This is a genomic window from Ancylobacter sp. G4_0304 (genome assembly GCF_047501495.1).
Lineage (GTDB): Bacteria > Pseudomonadota > Alphaproteobacteria > Rhizobiales > Xanthobacteraceae > Ancylobacter.
Genome location: NZ_JAZDRM010000024.1, coordinates 39,886 through 57,167 on the forward strand (window position 1 = coordinate 39,886; position 17,282 = coordinate 57,167).

The following is a 17,282-nucleotide window of genomic DNA, read 5'->3' on the forward strand; positions in this document are numbered from 1 at the left end:
GACCGGCCCGGCGCGATGAACGGCGCATGAACTGCGAGGTCAGCAACGCTTCAGCGCGGTGGGATAGTATATTCCTTAACGTCACATCGGGCTTCAGGGGGATATTATGAGGTTCAACATCTTCAGCCGCGGCCTCGCCATCGTCGGCTTGATGGGGCTGTTAAGCCTGCCGGCCGCCGCCGCCGACATCGTTCTGCAATGGGCGAGCAACAACGCCAATGTGACGGAGCGCTCCGGCATGCTCGTCGCCGTCGGCAATACACGCGACGCCGCCCGCTTCGAGGTCGTGCGGCTGGAAGGCCGGCGCATCGCACTGCGTGCGCAGGATGGCAGCTATGTACGGGCCGGCATCGGGCCCGACACGCTGCTCGGCACCGGCAGCCCGCATATTCGCGGCTGGGAGACCTTCGAGATGGACCCCCATGGCGGCGATACCTATTCGCTGCGCTCGGTACAGAACGGCAAATACGTCACCGTCGATCCGCGCGGCCAGCTCGCGGCTTCCGCGCCGATGCGCGGCACCCACGCCCAGTTCCGCCTGATCACCGTGCCGGACCGCCAGCGCCCCAGCCGACCGCCGGCCCAGACCTCTACCCCGGCCTTCAACTGGACCGGAAATTGGGGGCAGCTCTGGATCATCGGCGTGGACGGGCGCGGCGTCCGCGTGCCCCATGGCGCCCGGGTGCGCTTCGACATCGGCCGCGACATGAACGTCAGCGCCTCGCTCGGCTGCAACACGCTCAGTTCGCGGATGAGCGTCAACGGGCGCAATGCGACGTTCTCGCGGGTGATGATGACCCGGATGGCCTGCAATAATGCCGAGCAGGTCTATGAGCAGAACCTCGCCTCGGCGATGGGTGCGGTGCGCTCCTGGGAGTATCGCGAGGGGCAGATCGCCTTCCTCGACGCCTCGGGCCGGCGCGTGCTCCAGATCGCGCGTTAGAGCATGTTTCGCGCCGGCCGATCGGCCTGCGCGACGAGGAAGCGCCCTTGGCGCATCGGGTTCAGGGTGCTTCCGGTCGATCGGGTGATGCCGCCCGACCGGAAAGAGTTCTGGAATCCGCCCGAAATCCACCCATATAGAGCGGCAGGTTTCCTCACGGCGCCGGGTTCACTCGCCCGGCGCCTTCGCGTCTATGGCAAGGGCATGCAGCCCGCGCGCGATCTCGTCGGCGAGCAGCCCGTTCACCAGCCGGTGGCGGGCGAGCCGGTTCTGCCCGGCGAACACCTCGGCGACGATGCGCACGCGCAGATGCGTGAGCTGCCCTGGACGGTGGCCGCCATGGCCTTCATGGCGATGGCTCTCATCCTCCAGTTCGAGGACCGAGGGCGACAATTCGGCCAGCGCGAGCCGCACGCGGGAGAGCGCCTGCGCGACGGCATCGGCAGGCGGAGGGGACGCAGGATGAAGGGGTTCGCTCATGGCCGAACGGGGTATCCGCCGCCTCGCGCGCGGTCAATATGTCTCTAATCGGCGGTGACGTCGTGTTGGTTTCTTGTATACCTCCATCAGCAACAGCATAATCGCCCGATCATGAAGCTCGACTCCCCCATATTCGACCGCATTCGCGTCAAGCCGGACCGGGATCGCCGCCTCAAGGCGGAATGCCCGGCATGCGATTGGGCCGGCTGCGACAAGCCCGCGACGCACCGGGCGCCGAAGGGGCGCGACCGCGAAAACCAGTTCTGGCGCTACTGCTTCGACCATGTGCGCCAGTACAACCAGAACTATAATTACTTCTCCGGCATGGCCGACGACGCGGTGATGGCCTACCAGAAGGACGCGCTCACCGGGCATCGTCCGACCTGGAAGATGGGCAGCAAGGGCGGCACCGGCCGGGCGGCGTCCGAGCACATCAAGCGCCACGCGCCCGAAGGCTTCGCCGATCCGTTCGGCGTGTTCAGTGATCTGGGCGGCACGGCGCGGCCGGACCCGCAGCCCGCGCGCGAGGGCCGGATGATCCGCAATGCCGAGCGCCGGGCCTTCGAATCGCTCGGGCTGGAGATCAGCGCCAGCGCCGAGGAGATCAAGGCCCGCTTCAAGACGCTCGCCAAGAAATACCACCCCGACGTCAATGGCGGCGACACCTCCACCGAGGACCGCCTGCGCGACGTGATCCAGTCCTATAATCATCTCAAGAGCGCGGGCTATTGTTGATCCCGCTTATGTCAGACCCGCCGCGCGCTAACGCGGCAACGGAGGAATAATGACCGCCTCGCTCACCCAAGCCGCGCCGATCGTCGCTCCCATGCCGGACATGAAGGTCTCGGTCCGGCAGGTGTTCGGCATCGATGTCGACCTCGACGTGCCGGCCTATGCCGAACCCGACGCCTATGTGCCGGACATCGATCCCGACTACCTGTTCGATCGCCCGACCACGCTGGCCATCCTCGCGGGCTTCGCGCATAACCGCCGCGTCATGGTCACCGGCTATCACGGCACCGGCAAGTCGAGCCACATCGAGCAGGTGGCGGCCCGGCTGAACTGGCCGTGCGTGCGCGTCAACCTCGACAGCCACATCAGCCGCATCGACCTGATCGGCAAGGACGCGATCGTGGTCAAGGAAGGCAAGCAGATCACGGAATTCCGCGACGGCATCCTGCCCTGGGCCTACCAGAACAACGTCGCCCTCGTGTTCGACGAATACGACGCCGGCCGCCCGGACGTGATGTTCGTGATCCAGCGCGTGCTGGAGAGCGCCGGCCGCCTGACGCTGCTCGACCAGAACCGCGTGATCCGCCCGCATGGCGCGTTCCGCCTGTTCTCGACGGCGAACACGATCGGCCTCGGCGACACCACCGGCCTCTATCATGGCACCCAGCAGATCAACCAGGCGCAGATGGACCGCTGGTCCATCGTCACCACGCTGAACTATCTGGCGCACGACAAGGAAGTCGACATCGTCGTCTCCAAGGCCAAGCACTTCCAGACCCCGGAAGGCCGCGACAACGTGGCCCGCATGGTGCGCCTCGCCGACCTCACCCGGCAGGCCTTCGTCAATGGCGACCTCTCCACCGTGATGAGCCCGCGCACCGTGATCACCTGGGCCGAGAACGCCGAGATCTTCCAGGACCTCGGCTTCGCGTTCCGCGTGACCTTCCTCAACAAGTGCGACGAGCTGGAGCGCGCGCTGGTGGCCGAGTTCTATCAGCGCTGCTTCGGCAAGGAGCTGACGGAATCCGCCGTCAACGTCGTGATGTCGTAAGGACGCCGACCCGCGAGAGCGACAGGCCCCTCCTCCGAGGGGAGAGGGGTGAGTGAGGGGGCTCGGAGCTTTCCAGTCCTCTCCCTCCTCCTCACCGCCCCGCTACGCGGGCCACCTCTCCCCACCGGGGAGAGGGAAAGATAAGGCCTCCACGCGCGGGGCCGACCTTTCCCCGACGGGGCAAGGTAACGCCCAGCATCCAAGGCCATCGCCATGAGCAGCTCGACCACGACCAACCGCCCGACCCGCACGCCGCCCAAGGAGGCGCCGACGGAGCCGCTGAAGCGCGCGGTGACGAGCTGCCTGCGCGCCATCGCCGGCGACAGCAATATCGAGGTCACCTTCGGCTCGGAAAAGCCCGGCTATGCCGACGGCCGCGCCCGGCTGCCCGAGCCCTCGCGCCGCATGACCAAGCAGGACGCCGCGATCATGCGCGGCCACGCCGATTCCATGGCGCTGCGCCTCGCCTGCCACGACCCCAAGGTGCACAAGAAGCTGGTGCCGGTCGGCCAGCAGGCGAGAGCCGCCTTCGACGCCGCCGAGCAGACCCGCTGCGAGGCGCTCGGCGCCCAGCGCATGGACGGCGTGGCGCTGAATCTCTCCGCTATGCTGGAAGACCGCTATCAGAAGGCCAATTTCGCCAATCTCGCCTCCCGCGAGGACGCCCCGCTGGAGGACGCGCTGTCGCTGATCCTGCGCGAGCGCATGACTGGCATGGCCCCGCCCGCCGCCGCGCGCGAGATGGTGAACCTGTGGCGCGGCTTCATCGAGGAGCACGGCGCCACCGCGCTCGACGAGCTGGCCGGCGCCGCCGACGACCAGGGCCGCTTCGCCGAGGCGATGCGCGACCTGTTGTCCTCGCTCGGCATGGGCGAGGACATCGCCCCGTTCGACGAGAGCAACGACCCCTCCACCGAGGCCGACGACACCCGCGAGGACGATTCCGGCAAGGGATCGGATGCCGAGCAGGATGAGAATGCCGAAGGCACGACCGAGGTCGACACCGACCTGTCCTCCGACCAGAACCCGGAAGAATCCGAGGAGCAGCAGGAGCAGCCCAATTCCGAGCTGTCCGACGACGCGGAGCTGGGCGAATCCGACGATTCCTCCGAGCCGTGGCGCCCGCAGAACCTCTCACCGACCGAGCCGCGCCCGCCGGAGTACCACCCCTTCACGCCGCGCTTCGACGAGACGGTGAACGCGGACGAACTGTGCGACCCGGAGGAGCTGGCCCGGCTGCGCTCCTATCTCGACAAGCAGCTCGTGCATCTCCAGGGCATCGTCGCGCGCCTCGCCAATCGCCTGCAGCGCAAGCTGATGGCGCAGCAGAATCGCGGCTGGGAGTTCGACCTCGAAGAGGGCATGCTCGACCCGGCGCGCCTGCACCGCATCATCATCGACCCGATGCAGCCGCTCTCCTTCAAGCGCGAGCGCGACACTGACTTCCGCGACACGGTGGTGACGCTGCTGCTGGACAATTCCGGCTCGATGCGCGGGCGCCCGATCACGGTCGCCGCCGCCTGCGCGGATATTCTGGCCCGCACCCTTGAGCGCTGCGGCGTGAAGGTCGAGATTCTCGGCTTCACCACCAAGGCGTGGAAGGGTGGGCAGGCGCGCGAGACCTGGCTGTCCGCCGGCAAGCCGGGCGCGCCCGGCCGGCTGAACGACCTGCGCCACATCATCTACAAATCCGCCGACGCGCCCTGGCGCCGCGCGCGCAAGAATCTCGGCCTGATGATGCGCGAGGGCCTGCTCAAGGAGAACATCGACGGCGAGGCGCTGGACTGGGCGCATAACCGTCTGCTGGCCCGCAACGAGCAGCGCCGCATCCTGATGATGATTTCCGACGGCGCACCGGTGGACGATTCCACGCTTTCGGTGAATCCGGGCAATTATCTGGAGCGGCATTTGCGCTGGGTGATCCAGCAGATCGAGGACAAGTCCCCGGTCGAGCTGATCGCCATCGGCATCGGCCACGATGTGACGCGCTACTACAAGCGCGCGGTAACCATCGTGGATGCCGAGGAGCTGAGCGGGGCCATGACCGACAAGCTCGCCGAATTGTTTGACGAGCGGCAGGGCGTCGCCGGCAAGAAGCCCGGCGGCAAAGCCGTGGGTGGCAAGGCGATGGGCGGCGGACGGCTGCACTGACGGCCGGTCTGTACCGCAAACGAAGCCGATCGGGCGCGAGACTCGTCGCGCCTCTTGAAATGCCGGCGAGGCTGCCTAAATAAGCCTCATCCCAGCCAGAGCAGGGCTTCCGGCCCGCAGGCGCCTCGTCAGCGCCGCGCCGGATGGATACGGGTCAGGACGGATGTACTCCGACCCGCCTCATTCCCTTCGGCCTCCTGACGAGAGGCCGGCTCTCTGGTGGGACGCTCTCCAAAGCGAGAATGACAAGACCGGCCTAAGGCCGGTCTTTTTTTGCGCCGCGCTCCCCGCCGCGACCTCACACGCCGAAGGGCGGGCGGGCCGAGGCGTGGGGCTTGGATTCGGACTCGTCAAGGAACGAGGCCGCTTCCGGGCCGGGATCGTCCGGCAGGTTCGGCATCGCGACCACGGCCGCCGGTGCGGCGTTCGCCGCTGGCGCAGAGCTTGCTGCAGGCGCCTGGCTGGTCGCTGGCGTCTGGCTCGCGGCCGGCGGCATCGCCGGCGCCACCGGGGCGGTATCGGCCGGCTCGGGCGCGGCGACGGTCTCAATTTCGGGACCCACCACCGGCGCGGCCGTCGGCGCGGGAAGCTGAGCCTCGATCGCGGCCTGGATCGCCGCGCGCACGCGCTCGGCCTCGTGCTCCAGCACCGGCGAGGCCGCCACGCCGGGCGGCACCTTCCACACAAAGGCGTCGAGCTTACCGGTGATCGGCGAGATCGGGCCCCAGCGCTCGGCGACGAAGCCGTCCGCCACCCAGGCCGGATCGCGCGGCGCACGCACGGCGCGGGCGGTCCATTCACGGGCCTTGCCGACATCATTGTGCTCGGCCGCTTCCAGCTCCGCCATCAGCAGGCAGATGCGCTGCGTCGGCGCGTCGAGCAACGGCGCCAGAACCGAACGTGCGGTGGCGAAGTCCTGCGCGTCGATGGCGGCGCTGGCGAGCGCCATCACGCTTTCCGGATGCGAGGGCATGCGGGCGGTGAGCGCGCGCATGCGCTTCAGCCGCTCGCGCACCGAATCCCCGACCCGCAGATGCAGATAAGCCTCGGCGAGATCGGGATGCGGCGTGGCAGCGAAGGCAGCTTCGAGGATCTTCGCCGCCTTGCGGGTATCTCCCGCCGCACCGAGCAGGCGCCCGGCGATTTCCGCCGCCGGCACCAGCGTCGGGGCGAGCTTGGCGGCCTCCACCGCCTTTTCCCGCGCCGTGGCCGGGTCCGACAGTTCCTGAGCCTGCGCCTGCGCGGCCAGCAGGACTGCGCGGCGGCGGCGATGCGCGGCGCGGTCGAGCCCGCCATGCGCGGCCTCGCGCTCCAGCATCGCCAGCGCGCCGGTGTAATCTCCCGCGAGACAGCGCGATTCGATCACGGCGTCCGCCGCCCAGATCAGGCCGGGCTCAAGCTGGGCCGCCTCTTCCGCCGCCGCCTGCGCCGCCTCGGCATCGCCGCGCCGGCGCGCCTCGACATGAAGGCCCCGCAGCCCCAGCAGCCGGGTCGACGCGGTCTGCGTCATGGCCTGGAACGCGCGCTCGGCCGCCGCCGTGTCGCCGGCAAGCTGGGCGGCCTGCGCGGCGAGGAGCTGGGTCAGCGGCTCGCGGCCGATCAGCCGTTCGGCGTCGCTCGCCGCGCGGCGGGCGCCCGCGACATCGCCGGTGCCAACCGCGATCAGCCCACGCGAAATCGCCGCCCAGCCGCGATTGGCGCGGCGGTTGCGCAGCGAGCCGGTGAGCAAGTCGGGGGAGCGCAGGACCAGCCGGAGCAGGCCCCAGCCGAGAATGGCCACGGCGACCAGCACCAGCAGCGCGCTGAACGCCACCAGCACGCTGGTTTCCAGATGCCAGCCCTGCCAGTCGATGGTGAGCGCGCCGGGCCGGTCCGCGATCCAGGCAACGCCGAAGGCGACGCCGGCGAGGATGAGCAGATAGACGATGAGCCGTATCACTGCGCACCTCCGGGCAGGGTGGCGAGGATCTGCTGCTTCAGCGCCGCCACCGTGGCAAGCGCCGACTGGCGGGCCTCGATGGTCTGGGCGACCTCCGCGAGCGGCGCGCGGGCGGAGGCGGACAGGGCGTCGATGGCGCGCGCCGCCGCCGCGAAGTCGCCGCGCTCAAGCGCGAGCCGGGCGAGCCTGAGGCGCGCGCGGTCGGATTCGGGATCGTTCACCGGATCGTCGGCGCGGCGGATGGTCACCAGCTTGGAGGCGCTGTCCATCAGCCGGTCCAGCACGCCCGCCGAGGTCTCGGCCGGCGCCTTGGCCGCGGCCGCACGGTCTTCAGCCGCCGCGAGCTGGACCGCGAGCGTCATGCCTTGGGGGAAACCGGCGGTCGCGCCAGCCTGAAGCGGGGCGAGGCCGTCACCGGCCGAACCCAGCAGGGCGCGGCTGGCGGCAAGCTCGGTGGCAAACGGCCTGCCGGCGAGGATCGCCTCCTCAAGCGCGCCGAGCGCGACCAGTTGCGCGGTGCCCTGCGTGCCGGCCTTCTGCGCGGCAGTCGCCTGCGAAACCTGCTGCTGGAGCGTATCGAGCCGTGCCCCGAGCGCATTCACCGCCTCCGGCGAGGCGGCTTGCAGCGCGGTGAAATGCTGCTCAAGCGCGCTGATACGGCCGGAAAGCTCGCTGGTATCGGCCGGGGGCGCGCCGGCAGCCGGCAGCGCATCGACCTTGCCGCCGAGGGAAGTGAGGCCGGTTTCCAGCGCGTCCAGCCGGGCGGCCAGTTCCTGTGTCGCCGGAGCGGGGGCCGGTGCGGCCGCGGTCTGGTTCTCCAACCGCTCGACACGCTGGCGCAGATCGAGCGCGCGCGCCTCCAGATCGGTGATGGCATCGATATTGGCGTCGGCGCTGTAGAAGGTGCCGACCAGCGCGAAGGCGACGGCGCCGCCGATCAGACCGGAGATCAGCGCGGCGACGGACACGCCGAACCAGCCGAGCTGGCGGCGCGGGCGCTCGGTCACGGGCGTGGGGACGGGCTCGGGATCGAGGGAAGCAGGCGCCCCTTCGATGGCATCCGCCGCCAAGACCTCGTGGGCAGCCTCCTCGCGGGCGGCCTCGTCCGCCGTAAGGTCTTCGACCGCAGTATCTTCGGCCGGCGCGGTATCCTTCGGGACGGCCTCAGCCGCAACCGTCTCGGTGGCGGGCTCCGACGTCCCGGTGCCGGTATCGACCGCCGCGTCCGCGGCCTCGTTTTTGGTCGGATCGTCCTTCGCCACTGCGTCTGTCTCCGATCTTTAAGCCCGCTCCGGCCCTTCCCTCGGGATAAACCCCCGCTTCCGTCGCCGCAACCTCGGTCTCATCCGATGGTTTACGTCGACAACAACGCGAACAGCCCGTCTTCGGTCGGTTCGTTGGCGATTCGCGTCGGCCAGCCGGCCGGGATGAGCGGCGCTGCGACGTTCGCTGAGAAGCACAAATGCACGAAGCCGGCGCCGTGTTCCGTGAGGCCGGCCTGCCCGGCGAGCCGCGCCAGCGTGGCGGCGGTGCGGGGCGAGAAATGGAAGGCCGCGTCGATCTGCCTCCCCCGGATCGCCGCCTCCGTAGCCGGCAAAAGATGCTCCGCGGCGCGCGCGCGATAGATCGTGAACAGCGCGACCGCATGGCCGTCGCCCGCCAGCTCCGCCCCGAGATCCACCGCCCGCTCCTCGCCGCAGACGTGCAGCACGCGGGACCTGGGCGAGAGCTCGGCGCGCAGCAAGGCGGCGAGCGCCGCACCATTGCCCCCGGCCACCAGACGGCGGGAAAAGCCCGGCGGCGCGACAGCCTCGGTGCGCCGGCCCACCGCGTAGAGCGGCAGATCGCGCAGCGCCGCCAGCTCCGGCCGCTGTGCCAGCGCGCGCGCGCCGTTGACGCTGGTGAGCACCACGGCGTCGAAGCGCCCCGGCGGCAGCGTCGCGTCGGCTATCGGCTCGATGATCAGCAGCGGGTCACGCACGACATCGTGACCGAGCGCCCGCAACCGCTCGGCTGTGGCCTGCGAATCCGGCTCCGGGCGCGTCACCAGCACCCGCATCGCCTCAGCCCCCGATCAGGCCGGGCGGCACCATGGCGCGCATCTCCCGGCCGGCGGAAACGCCGAGCTGCGCGGCCTGCGCGGCGGCGCCGTGGCGCACGATCTCGTAATAAGCGCTGCCATCCGGCGCGAGCACCACGCCCCGGAAGCTCAGCTCGTCGCCCTCCACCGTCGCGAGCCCGGCGATCGGGGTACGGCAGGAGCCGTCCATCTCGGCGAGGAAGCCGCGCTCAGCACGAAGCGCCGTCGCGGTGGCCCGGCACACCACGCGGGCGACCAGCATGTCGACCGCCAGATCGCCGTGCCGGGTCTCGATCGCCACCGCGCCCTGCCCCACGGCGGGGAGGAAATCGGCGGTGTCGAGCACCGCGCTCACCCGGTCCGCCATGCCGAGCCGCGTCAGGCCGGCGAGCGCGAGCAGGGTGGCGTCGAACGCGCCACTGGCCACCTGGTCGAGCCGGCGCTGCACGTTGCCGCGCAGCAGCGAGACCTGAAGATCCGGCCGAAGCCGGCGCAGCTGCGCCTCGCGCCGCAGCGAGGCGGTGCCGACGCGCGCGCCCATGGGCAGATCGGCCAGCGAGGATCCCTCGCGCAGAATCAGCGCGTCGCGCACATCCGCGCGGGGCAGATAGCCGACGATGTGCAGCCCCTCGGGGAGCGTGGTCGCCATGTCCTTGGCGGAATGCACGGCGAGATCGATGCGCCGGTCGAGCAGCGCCTCTTCCAGCTCCTTGGTGAACAGCCCCTTGCCGCCGGCCTGCGCCAAAGCGCGGTCGGTGATGGCGTCGCCCGTGGTGCGGATCACCTCCACCGACACCGCTTCCGCTTCCCAGCCGTGGGCTTTCAGCAGCGCGTCGCGCACCGCATGGGCCTGCCACAGCGCGAGCGGAGAGCCGCGGGTGCCGAGACGGAGCTTTGGAAGCGATTGCGTCATGAGGTCCTGCGATGCTAGCGGTTCGATACGCGGTTCAGAACACCGGCCGGAACCATAAAGTCAATGAGCGATCTTCTCCTGCTGGGTATCGAGACGACCTGTGACGAGACGGCGGCTGCCGTCGTGCGTCGTCGCGACGACGGCACCGGCACCATCCTGTCCAATATCGTGCTCTCGCAGGTGGAGGATCACGCGGCCTATGGCGGCGTGGTGCCCGAGATCGCCGCGCGCGCTCATGTCGAGGTGCTCGACCATGTGATCGCGCGCGCGCTCAAGGCGGCCGGCGTGCCGCTGACGGGGCTGGACGGCATCGCGGCGGCGGCTGGGCCCGGGCTGATCGGCGGCGTCATTGTCGGGCTCACCTCGGCCAAGGCGCTGGCGCTTGCCGCCGAGAAGCCGCTGCTGGCAGTGAACCATCTCGAAGCCCATGCGCTGACCGCCCGGCTCACCGATGCCGTGCCCTTCCCCTACCTGCTGCTGCTGGCCTCGGGTGGGCATACCCAGCTGGTCTGCGTCACCGGCGTCGGCGAATACACCAAGCTCGGCGGCACCATCGACGACGCCATCGGCGAGGCCTTCGACAAGACCGCCAAGATGCTCGGCCTGCCCTATCCCGGCGGACCGGCGGTGGAGCGCGCCGCGCTGAAGGGCGATGCCTCGCGCTTTGCCCTGCCGCGCCCGCTGCTGGGCCGGGCGACGCCGGATTTCTCGCTTTCCGGCCTCAAGACCGCCGTGCGGCTGGAGGCGCTGAAGATCGCCCCCTTGAGCGAGCAGGACGTGTATGACCTGTGCGCGTCGTTCCAGGCCGCCATCGTCGACATCGTGGCCGACCGGGTGCGCTACGCGCTGCGGGCGATGCGCGAGCGCGGCACGGTGCCCCATGCGCTGGTGCTGGCCGGCGGCGTCGGGGCCAACCAGGCGATCCGCCGCTCGCTGCACAAGGTCGCGGCCGATGGCGGCACACGCCTCGCCGTGCCGCCGCCGGAACTGTGCACCGACAATGGCGCGATGATCGCCTGGGCCGGGGCGGAGCGGCTCGCGCTCGGGCTCGATGACGGTCTCGCCGTCTCGCCGCGCGCGCGCTGGCCGCTCGACGAGATCGAAGGCGTGCCGGAGACCGACCGCTGATGGCGGCGAGGTTTTCGACCATCGGCGTGGTGGGTGCCGGCGCCTGGGGCACCGCGCTCGCCAATGCCAGCGCCCGCGCCGGGCGCGAGGTCGTGCTGTGGGGCCGCGACGCCGAGGCGATCGCCACCCTCGCCCGCACCCGGCGCAACGACGCGCATCTGCCCGGCGTGGAGCTGGCCGAGGCCGTGACGCCGACCACCTCGCTGATCCGCGCCGCGAGCTGCGACGCGGTTCTGCTGGTCGTGCCCGCGCAGGCGAGCCGCGCGGCGGCGGAGCAGCTGTCGCCGCACATCCTGCCCGGCGTGCCGCTCATCACCTGCGCCAAGGGCATCGAGAGCCGCACCTCGCTGTTCATGACCGAGGTGCTGGAGCAGGCGGCGCCGCACACCGTGCCGGCCATCCTGTCCGGGCCGAGCTTCGCGGCCGATGTCGCCGCCGGCCTGCCGACCGCCGTCACGCTCGCCACCCGCGACGCGGGACTGGCTGAGGCGCTGGCGACCGCGCTCGGCTCCTCCTCGTTCCGGCTCTATCACAGCGACGACGTGCGCGGCGTCGAGATCGGCGGCGCGGCGAAGAACGTGCTCGCCATCGCCGCCGGCATCGTCGGCGGGCGGGCGCTTGGTGCCAGCGCGGCGGCGGCGCTGATCGCGCGCGGCTTCGCCGAGCTGACGCGATTCGGCAGGGCGTTCGGCGCGCGCTCGGAGACGCTGACCGGGCTCTCGGGCCTCGGCGACCTGATCCTCACCGCCTCCACCGCGCAGTCGCGCAACTACGCGCTCGGCCTCGCGCTCGGGCGTGGCCAGCATTCGCCTGGCGGCGCTCTGACCGAGGGCGCGCTCACCGCCGGCGTGCTGGTCGCCATGGCGCAGGCGCGCGGCATCGACATGCCGATCTGCCGGGCCGTCGAGGCGGTGTTGGCGGGGCGCAGCGACATCGAACAGGCGATTGGGTCCCTGCTGGCCCGGCCGCAGAAAGCGGAAGCGTGACCATGGCCCACTGGCTCTACAAGTCCGAACCCTTCAAATGGTCCTGGGACCAGCAGGTCGCCGCCGGCGCCAAGGGCACGCATTGGGACGGCGTGCGCAACCACCTCGCCAAGCAGCAGCTGCTGGCGATGAAGATCGGCGATCGCGGCTTCTTCTATCACTCCAACGAGGGCAAGGAGATCGTCGGCGTCGTCGAGGTGATCCGCGAAGCCTATCCCGATCCCTCCGACCCGACCGGCAAGTTCGTCATGGTCGACATTAAAGCGGTGGAGGCGCTGCCGAACCCGGTCACGCTCGCCGCCGTCAAGGCCGAGCCGCGCCTGTCGGAAATGGCGCTGATGAAGTTCTCGCGCCTCTCGGTGCAGCCGGTGACGGACGAGGAATGGGCGATCGTGCTGGAGATGTCCCGCGCCGGCGCGCCCCGGTGAGCGCCGTCAGGGATCCCCACGCCTTCATCCGCGCGCAGACCCGGCCGCTGCCGGTGCCGATGGTGCCCGAGATCACCCTGCACCTTGCCAGCGAGGCGGTGCCGATCTGGCAGAGCACCGAGGAGGAGCTGGGCGAGATCGGGCTGCCGCCGCCGTTCTGGGCCTTCGCCTGGGCCGGCGGGCAGGCGCTCTCCCGCCATGTGCTCGACCATCCCGAGCTGGTGGCCTGCCGTCGCGTGCTGGATTTTGCCTCGGGTTCCGGCCTCGTCGCCATTGCCGCGATGAAGGCCGGCGCGGCATCGGTCGAGGCGGCCGATATCGACCGGTTCGCGCAAGCCGCGATCACGCTCAACGCGCAGCTCAACGGCGTCGACGCCATCACCCCCACCGGCGCCGACCTGATCGGTAGCGATGGCGGCTGGGATGTGGTGCTGGCGGGCGACATCGCCTATGAGCGCGAGCTCAGCGCGCGGGTGTTCGCCTGGTTGCTCGCCCTGTCCGCGCGCGGCGCGCGGGTGCTGATCGGCGATCCCGGCCGCACCTACCTGCCGCGCGACGCGCTGGAAAAGCTCGCCGAATATGGCGTACCGGTCTCGCGCGAGCTGGAGGATTGTGAGATCAAGCGCACAGCGGTGTGGCGGCCGCGCCATCTTGCGCCCCACGCCCTCGGCCGGTCGTCGTAAGCAATTTGCCTCACGACCAAAGTCTCGCGGCGCTCCGCTTGTCGGCACGCGAGCACCTGCCCATAATTTGCCAGAAGCAAAAAGGCGCGATCGCGCCAGCGTGAAGGGAAGAACGCCAATGTCCGAACATGTCTATGACGTCCCCGCCGCCTGGGCCCAGCGCGCCTTCCTCGACGAGCGCGGCTACAAGGCGATGTACGAAGCTTCCGTTACCGATCCCGACTCGTTCTGGGGCGAGCACGGCAAGCGCATCGAGTGGTTCAAGCCCTATTCCAAGGTGAAGAACACCTCCTATGCGCCGGGCGCGGTCTCGATCAAATGGTTCGAGGACGGCGTGACCAATGTCGCCTGGAACTGCATCGACCGGCATCTGGAGACTCGCGGCGATCAGGTCGCGATCATCTGGGAAGGTGACGACTCGTCGGAATCGCGCTCGATCACCTATCGCGAACTGCACGACGAGGTGTGCCGCTTCGCCAATGTGCTGCGCAACCGCAATGTGGAGAAGGGCGACCGCGTCACCATCTACATGCCGATGATCCCCGAGGCCGCCTATGCCATGCTGGCCTGCGCGCGGCTCGGCGCGGTGCATTCGGTGGTGTTCGGCGGCTTCTCGCCGGATAGCCTGGCGAGCCGCATCGTCGACTGCGATTCCAAGGTCATCATCACCGCCGACGAGGGCCTGCGCGGCGGCCGCAAGGTGCCGCTCAAGGCCAATGTCGACGCCGCCATCGCCAAGGCCGCCACTTCCGGCAGCGAGGTCGATCACGTCATCGTCGTGCGCCGCACCGGCGGCACCGTCGACATGAAGCCCGGCCGCGACGTCTGGTACCACGAGGCCGCCGACCTCGTGACCAGCGAGTGCCCGGCCGCCCATGTCGAGGCCGAACACCCGCTGTTCATCCTCTACACCTCGGGCTCCACCGGAACGCCCAAGGGCGTGCTGCACACCACGGGCGGCTATCTGGTCTACGCCGCGATGACCCACCAGTATGTCTTCGACTACCACGAGGGCGACATCTACTGGTGCACCGCCGATATCGGCTGGGTGACCGGCCACAGCTACATCGTCTACGGCCCGCTGGCCAACGGCGCGACCACGCTGATGTTCGAAGGCGTGCCGAACTACCCGTCGAACTCCCGCTTCTGGGAAGTGATCGACAAGCACAAGGTCAACATCTTCTACACCGCCCCGACCGCGATCCGCGCCCTGATGCAGTCCGGCGACGAGCCGGTGAAGAAGACCTCCCGTGCGTCGCTCCGCCTGCTCGGCTCGGTCGGCGAGCCGATCAATCCGGAAGCCTGGGAATGGTATCACCGCGTGGTCGGCAATGAGCGCTGCCCGATCGTCGATACCTGGTGGCAGACCGAGACCGGCGGCATCCTCATCACCCCGCTGCCCGGCGCCACCAAGCTCAAGCCCGGCTCGGCGACGCGCCCGTTCTTCGGCGTCAAGCCGCAGATCGTGGACGCGGAAGGCGCGGTTCTGGAAGGCGCCTGCGAGGGCAATCTCGTGATCACCGATTCATGGCCCGGCCAGATGCGCACGGTCTATGGCGACCATGAGCGCTTCATGCAGACCTATTTCTCGACCTATCCCGGCAAGTACTTCACCGGCGACGGCTGCCGGCGTGACGCCGACGGCTATTACTGGATCACCGGCCGCGTCGACGACGTGATCAACGTCTCCGGCCACCGCATGGGCACGGCCGAGGTGGAAAGCGCCCTGGTCGCCCATCCCAAGGTGTCCGAGGCCGCCGTGGTCGGCTATCCGCACGACATCAAGGGCCAGGGCATCTATGCCTATGTCACGCTGATGGCGGGCGAGGAGCCGACCGAGGAGCTGCGCAAGGAGCTGGTGGTGTGGGTGCGCAAGGAGATCGGCCCGATCGCCTCGCCGGACCTGATCCAGTTCGCCCCCGGCCTGCCCAAGACCCGCTCCGGCAAGATCATGCGTCGCATCCTGCGCAAGATCGCCGAGGACGAGTTCGGCAGCCTCGGCGACACCTCGACGCTGGCCGATCCCGGCGTGGTTGAGGATCTGATCACCCACCGCCAGAACAAGAAGCACGCCGTGGCGTGAGCCTTCCGCAGCCGGGGCCGAGCGCCCCGGCTCGGTCTGCCCGCCGGCCGAAGACGCAAACCGGAATCCTGCTTGGTTCGAAAAGGCACTAAGCTCGCGGGGCCCCTCACCCCGCCCTCCCTTTATGGGAGCGGACGCAACCCCGCCGCCGCGACATGACCTTTCCGCGTTTTCTCGGCCTGCCCGAGCGCCTGCCCGGGGGACGGGCGCCCCGCGCCGTGATCCTCGGCGCTGGCCACGGCACCACCTATCCCGGCATGGACAGCGGTGGTCACGCGCTGGCCGCCGACGCGATCCGGGCGGCGAGCGCGGAGGACGCGGCGCTGGTGGAGCACTGGGATTTCGACCTCGGCGGCCCGCTGTTCGACGGCGGGCCGATCTGCTGCATCGATACCGGCAACATCCCGAGCGCACCGGACGACAATGATGGCAACCGCGCGCGGATTGAGGCGGCGACGCGCGGCGTTCTCGCCATGGGCGCGGTGCCGATCCTGATCGGCGGCGACGATTCCGTGCCGATCTCCTTCCTTGCCGCCTTCGCCGGCCACGGCCCGGTCTGGGTGCTGCAGATCGACGCCCATATCGACTGGCGCGACGAGCGCTATGGCGAGCTCCTCGGCTTTTCCAGCACGATGCGCCGGGCCAGCGAGATGGGCCATGTCGCCGGCATGGTGCAGGTCGGCCTGCGCAGCGTCGGCAGCGCGCGGGTTGAGGAGATCGAGGCGGCGCGGCGTTATGGCAGCCGCTTCGTCACCGCCCGCGAAGTTCATGCCCATGGCGTCGACGCCGCGCTGCGCCATATCCCCGAGGGCGCGCGGGTGGTGATCACGCTCGACTGCGACGGCCTCGATCCCGGCGTCATGCCCGGCGTCGCCGCCCGCACGCCGGGCGGGCTCAGCTATACCCAGGCCATCGACCTGATCGCCGGAATCGGAAAGCGTGGCCGGATCGCGGGCTTCGACCTCGTGGAGCTTTACCCGCCCGCCGATATCGACAACCTCTCCGCACTCACCGCCGCGCGGCTCATCGTGAACGCCATCGGTGCCATCGTCCGGCAGGGCTGCTCGCGCGCTTGACCGCCACCCCTGTCGGCGCGAGCATCCTTGCGCCCCGGCGATCCGACACAAAACAACAGGTCGGGGCGCCGGGAGGTTTGCATGAAGATCATGGCCGGGGTGGCGCTTGCCGCCCTTCTTCTCGTCGCGTCGTCGCCGCTTCAGGCCGACGGCACCGGCGACCCCGCCGCCGCCAGCTCGTCCGACGGCGAATACAGCGACGCGCAGGGCAACCCGACCTTCAAGATCGACAAGGACGGCACCGTCGACTGGTACACATCGATCGGCTATCTGCGCTACGGCGCCAACTGCCTGCAATGCCACGGCCCGGACGGGCTCGGCTCCAGCTTCGGCCCCTCGCTGGTCGATGCGCTGAAGACGCTGAGCTACAGCCAGTTCCTCGACACCGTAACCAACGGCAAGAAGAACGTCAGCGCCAGCCAGGACCTCGTCATGCCCGCGCTCGGCAACGACCCGAACGTGATGTGCTTCATCGACGCCATTTTCGTCTATCTGCGCGCGCGCTCGGACGGCGCGCTGGATCGCGGCCAGCCGCAGAAGGTGGCGCCCAAGCCCGCCGGCTACAGCAAGACCGAGGATGAGTGCCTGGGCTGATGCGCCCGAGCGAAG

Annotated in this window: 16 protein-coding genes; 11 read left to right on the top strand and 5 right to left on the bottom strand. The window is 69.7% G+C overall.

All coding sequences use genetic code 11. The features are described 5' to 3' along the window. The first annotated feature begins 106 nt into the window (after nucleotides 1-106). Nucleotides 107-943 carry an META domain-containing protein gene (locus tag VRZ77_RS14615; protein WP_414593371.1) on the top strand — a complete coding sequence of 279 codons (837 nt, stop codon included), beginning with the start codon at nucleotides 107-109 and terminating at the stop codon, nucleotides 941-943. 168 nt (nucleotides 944-1,111) lie between these two features. Here VRZ77_RS14615 and VRZ77_RS14620 read toward each other — a convergent pair whose 3' ends face one another. Further along, on the bottom strand, nucleotides 1,112-1,423 hold the full coding sequence (locus VRZ77_RS14620; protein ID WP_414593372.1) for a BolA family protein: 312 nt from the start codon (nucleotides 1,421-1,423) through the stop codon (nucleotides 1,112-1,114). Nucleotides 1,424-1,534: 111 nt separating this feature from the next. On the opposite strand from VRZ77_RS14620, the gene VRZ77_RS14625 reads away from it, so the two are divergent. From VRZ77_RS14625 to cobT, 3 genes are all read left to right on the top strand, one after another. Continuing rightward, nucleotides 1,535-2,158, top strand: coding sequence for a J domain-containing protein (locus VRZ77_RS14625; RefSeq protein WP_414593373.1), 624 nt, complete (start codon nucleotides 1,535-1,537; stop codon nucleotides 2,156-2,158). 49 nt (nucleotides 2,159-2,207) lie between these two features. Beyond that, the gene (cobS, locus tag VRZ77_RS14630) at nucleotides 2,208-3,206 is read left to right on the top strand and encodes a cobaltochelatase subunit CobS (protein ID WP_414593374.1); all 999 of its coding nucleotides are present in this window, start codon (nucleotides 2,208-2,210) and stop codon (nucleotides 3,204-3,206) included. Nucleotides 3,207-3,419: 213 nt separating this feature from the next. After that, a complete protein-coding gene (cobT, locus tag VRZ77_RS14635) occupies nucleotides 3,420-5,357 on the top strand; it encodes a cobaltochelatase subunit CobT (protein ID WP_414593375.1) in 1,938 nt (645 codons plus the stop codon). A gap of 298 nt (nucleotides 5,358-5,655) precedes the next feature. Here cobT and VRZ77_RS14640 read toward each other — a convergent pair whose 3' ends face one another. The 4 genes from VRZ77_RS14640 to hemC all read right to left on the bottom strand — a co-directional run bounded on the left by VRZ77_RS14640 (nucleotide 5,656) and on the right by hemC (nucleotide 10,289). Next, nucleotides 5,656-7,296: a heme biosynthesis protein HemY gene (locus tag VRZ77_RS14640; RefSeq protein ID WP_414593376.1), complete on the bottom strand. Its 1,641-nt coding sequence runs from the start codon at nucleotides 7,294-7,296 to the stop codon at nucleotides 5,656-5,658. Beyond that, on the bottom strand, nucleotides 7,293-8,558 hold the full coding sequence (locus tag VRZ77_RS14645; protein WP_414593377.1) for a COG4223 family protein: 1,266 nt from the start codon (nucleotides 8,556-8,558) through the stop codon (nucleotides 7,293-7,295). Before VRZ77_RS14645 ends, VRZ77_RS14640 begins: the two co-directional genes overlap by 4 nt. A 92-nt stretch (nucleotides 8,559-8,650) precedes the next feature. Beyond that, nucleotides 8,651-9,355 carry a uroporphyrinogen-III synthase gene (locus VRZ77_RS14650; protein ID WP_414593378.1) on the bottom strand — a complete coding sequence of 235 codons (705 nt, stop codon included), beginning with the start codon at nucleotides 9,353-9,355 and terminating at the stop codon, nucleotides 8,651-8,653. 4 nt (nucleotides 9,356-9,359) lie between these two features. Beyond that, the gene (gene hemC / locus VRZ77_RS14655) at nucleotides 9,360-10,289 is read right to left on the bottom strand and encodes a hydroxymethylbilane synthase (protein WP_414593379.1); all 930 of its coding nucleotides are present in this window, start codon (nucleotides 10,287-10,289) and stop codon (nucleotides 9,360-9,362) included. A 63-nt stretch (nucleotides 10,290-10,352) separates the two neighbouring features. Between hemC and tsaD the strand changes: the two genes are divergently transcribed. The 7 genes from tsaD (at nucleotide 10,353) to VRZ77_RS14690 (ending at nucleotide 17,267) form a co-directional block, all read left to right on the top strand. Further along, entirely contained in the window at nucleotides 10,353-11,417 is a 1,065-nt protein-coding gene (tsaD, locus tag VRZ77_RS14660; protein ID WP_414593380.1) for a tRNA (adenosine(37)-N6)-threonylcarbamoyltransferase complex transferase subunit TsaD, read from the top strand. Continuing rightward, a complete protein-coding gene (locus VRZ77_RS14665) occupies nucleotides 11,417-12,403 on the top strand; it encodes an NAD(P)H-dependent glycerol-3-phosphate dehydrogenase (RefSeq protein ID WP_414593381.1) in 987 nt (328 codons plus the stop codon). The genes tsaD and VRZ77_RS14665 overlap by 1 nt, the downstream gene beginning before the upstream one ends. A gap of 2 nt (nucleotides 12,404-12,405) precedes the next feature. After that, nucleotides 12,406-12,831 carry an EVE domain-containing protein gene (locus tag VRZ77_RS14670; protein ID WP_414593382.1) on the top strand — a complete coding sequence of 142 codons (426 nt, stop codon included), beginning with the start codon at nucleotides 12,406-12,408 and terminating at the stop codon, nucleotides 12,829-12,831. Further along, nucleotides 12,786-13,514, top strand: coding sequence for a class I SAM-dependent methyltransferase (locus tag VRZ77_RS14675; protein ID WP_414593383.1), 729 nt, complete (start codon nucleotides 12,786-12,788; stop codon nucleotides 13,512-13,514). Before VRZ77_RS14670 ends, VRZ77_RS14675 begins: the two co-directional genes overlap by 46 nt. Nucleotides 13,515-13,632: 118 nt before the next feature. Continuing rightward, complete coding sequence (gene acs / locus VRZ77_RS14680) at nucleotides 13,633-15,597, top strand: acetate--CoA ligase (RefSeq protein ID WP_414593384.1); 1,965 nt, start codon at nucleotides 13,633-13,635, stop codon at nucleotides 15,595-15,597. A gap of 155 nt (nucleotides 15,598-15,752) precedes the next feature. Next, entirely contained in the window at nucleotides 15,753-16,673 is a 921-nt protein-coding gene (locus VRZ77_RS14685; protein WP_414593385.1) for an arginase family protein, read from the top strand. Nucleotides 16,674-16,754: 81 nt separating this feature from the next. Further along, nucleotides 16,755-17,267, top strand: a complete 513-nt coding sequence (locus VRZ77_RS14690) for a c-type cytochrome, methanol metabolism-related (RefSeq protein ID WP_414593386.1) — start codon at nucleotides 16,755-16,757, stop codon at nucleotides 17,265-17,267. Nucleotides 17,268-17,282: the final 15 nt, after the last annotated feature.

What these genes read in the sequence shown, in the direction of transcription:
- VRZ77_RS14615 (WP_414593371.1), top strand. Translation starts at nt 107, where the DNA reads ATGAGGTTCAACATCTTCAGCCGCGGCCTCGCCATCGTCGGCTTGATG.
- VRZ77_RS14620 (WP_414593372.1), bottom strand. Translation starts at nt 1,423, where the DNA reads ATGAGCGAACCCCTTCATCCTGCGTCCCCTCCGCCTGCCGATGCCGTC.
- VRZ77_RS14625 (WP_414593373.1), top strand. Translation starts at nt 1,535, where the DNA reads ATGAAGCTCGACTCCCCCATATTCGACCGCATTCGCGTCAAGCCGGAC.
- cobS (WP_414593374.1), top strand. Translation starts at nt 2,208, where the DNA reads ATGACCGCCTCGCTCACCCAAGCCGCGCCGATCGTCGCTCCCATGCCG.
- cobT (WP_414593375.1), top strand. Translation starts at nt 3,420, where the DNA reads ATGAGCAGCTCGACCACGACCAACCGCCCGACCCGCACGCCGCCCAAG.
- VRZ77_RS14650 (WP_414593378.1), bottom strand. Translation starts at nt 9,355, where the DNA reads ATGCGGGTGCTGGTGACGCGCCCGGAGCCGGATTCGCAGGCCACAGCC.
- hemC (WP_414593379.1), bottom strand. Translation starts at nt 10,289, where the DNA reads ATGACGCAATCGCTTCCAAAGCTCCGTCTCGGCACCCGCGGCTCTCCG.
- tsaD (WP_414593380.1), top strand. Translation starts at nt 10,353, where the DNA reads ATGAGCGATCTTCTCCTGCTGGGTATCGAGACGACCTGTGACGAGACG.
- VRZ77_RS14665 (WP_414593381.1), top strand. Translation starts at nt 11,417, where the DNA reads ATGGCGGCGAGGTTTTCGACCATCGGCGTGGTGGGTGCCGGCGCCTGG.
- VRZ77_RS14670 (WP_414593382.1), top strand. Translation starts at nt 12,406, where the DNA reads ATGGCCCACTGGCTCTACAAGTCCGAACCCTTCAAATGGTCCTGGGAC.
- VRZ77_RS14675 (WP_414593383.1), top strand. Translation starts at nt 12,786, where the DNA reads ATGGGCGATCGTGCTGGAGATGTCCCGCGCCGGCGCGCCCCGGTGAGC.
- acs (WP_414593384.1), top strand. Translation starts at nt 13,633, where the DNA reads ATGTCCGAACATGTCTATGACGTCCCCGCCGCCTGGGCCCAGCGCGCC.
- VRZ77_RS14685 (WP_414593385.1), top strand. Translation starts at nt 15,753, where the DNA reads ATGACCTTTCCGCGTTTTCTCGGCCTGCCCGAGCGCCTGCCCGGGGGA.
- VRZ77_RS14690 (WP_414593386.1), top strand. Translation starts at nt 16,755, where the DNA reads ATGAAGATCATGGCCGGGGTGGCGCTTGCCGCCCTTCTTCTCGTCGCG.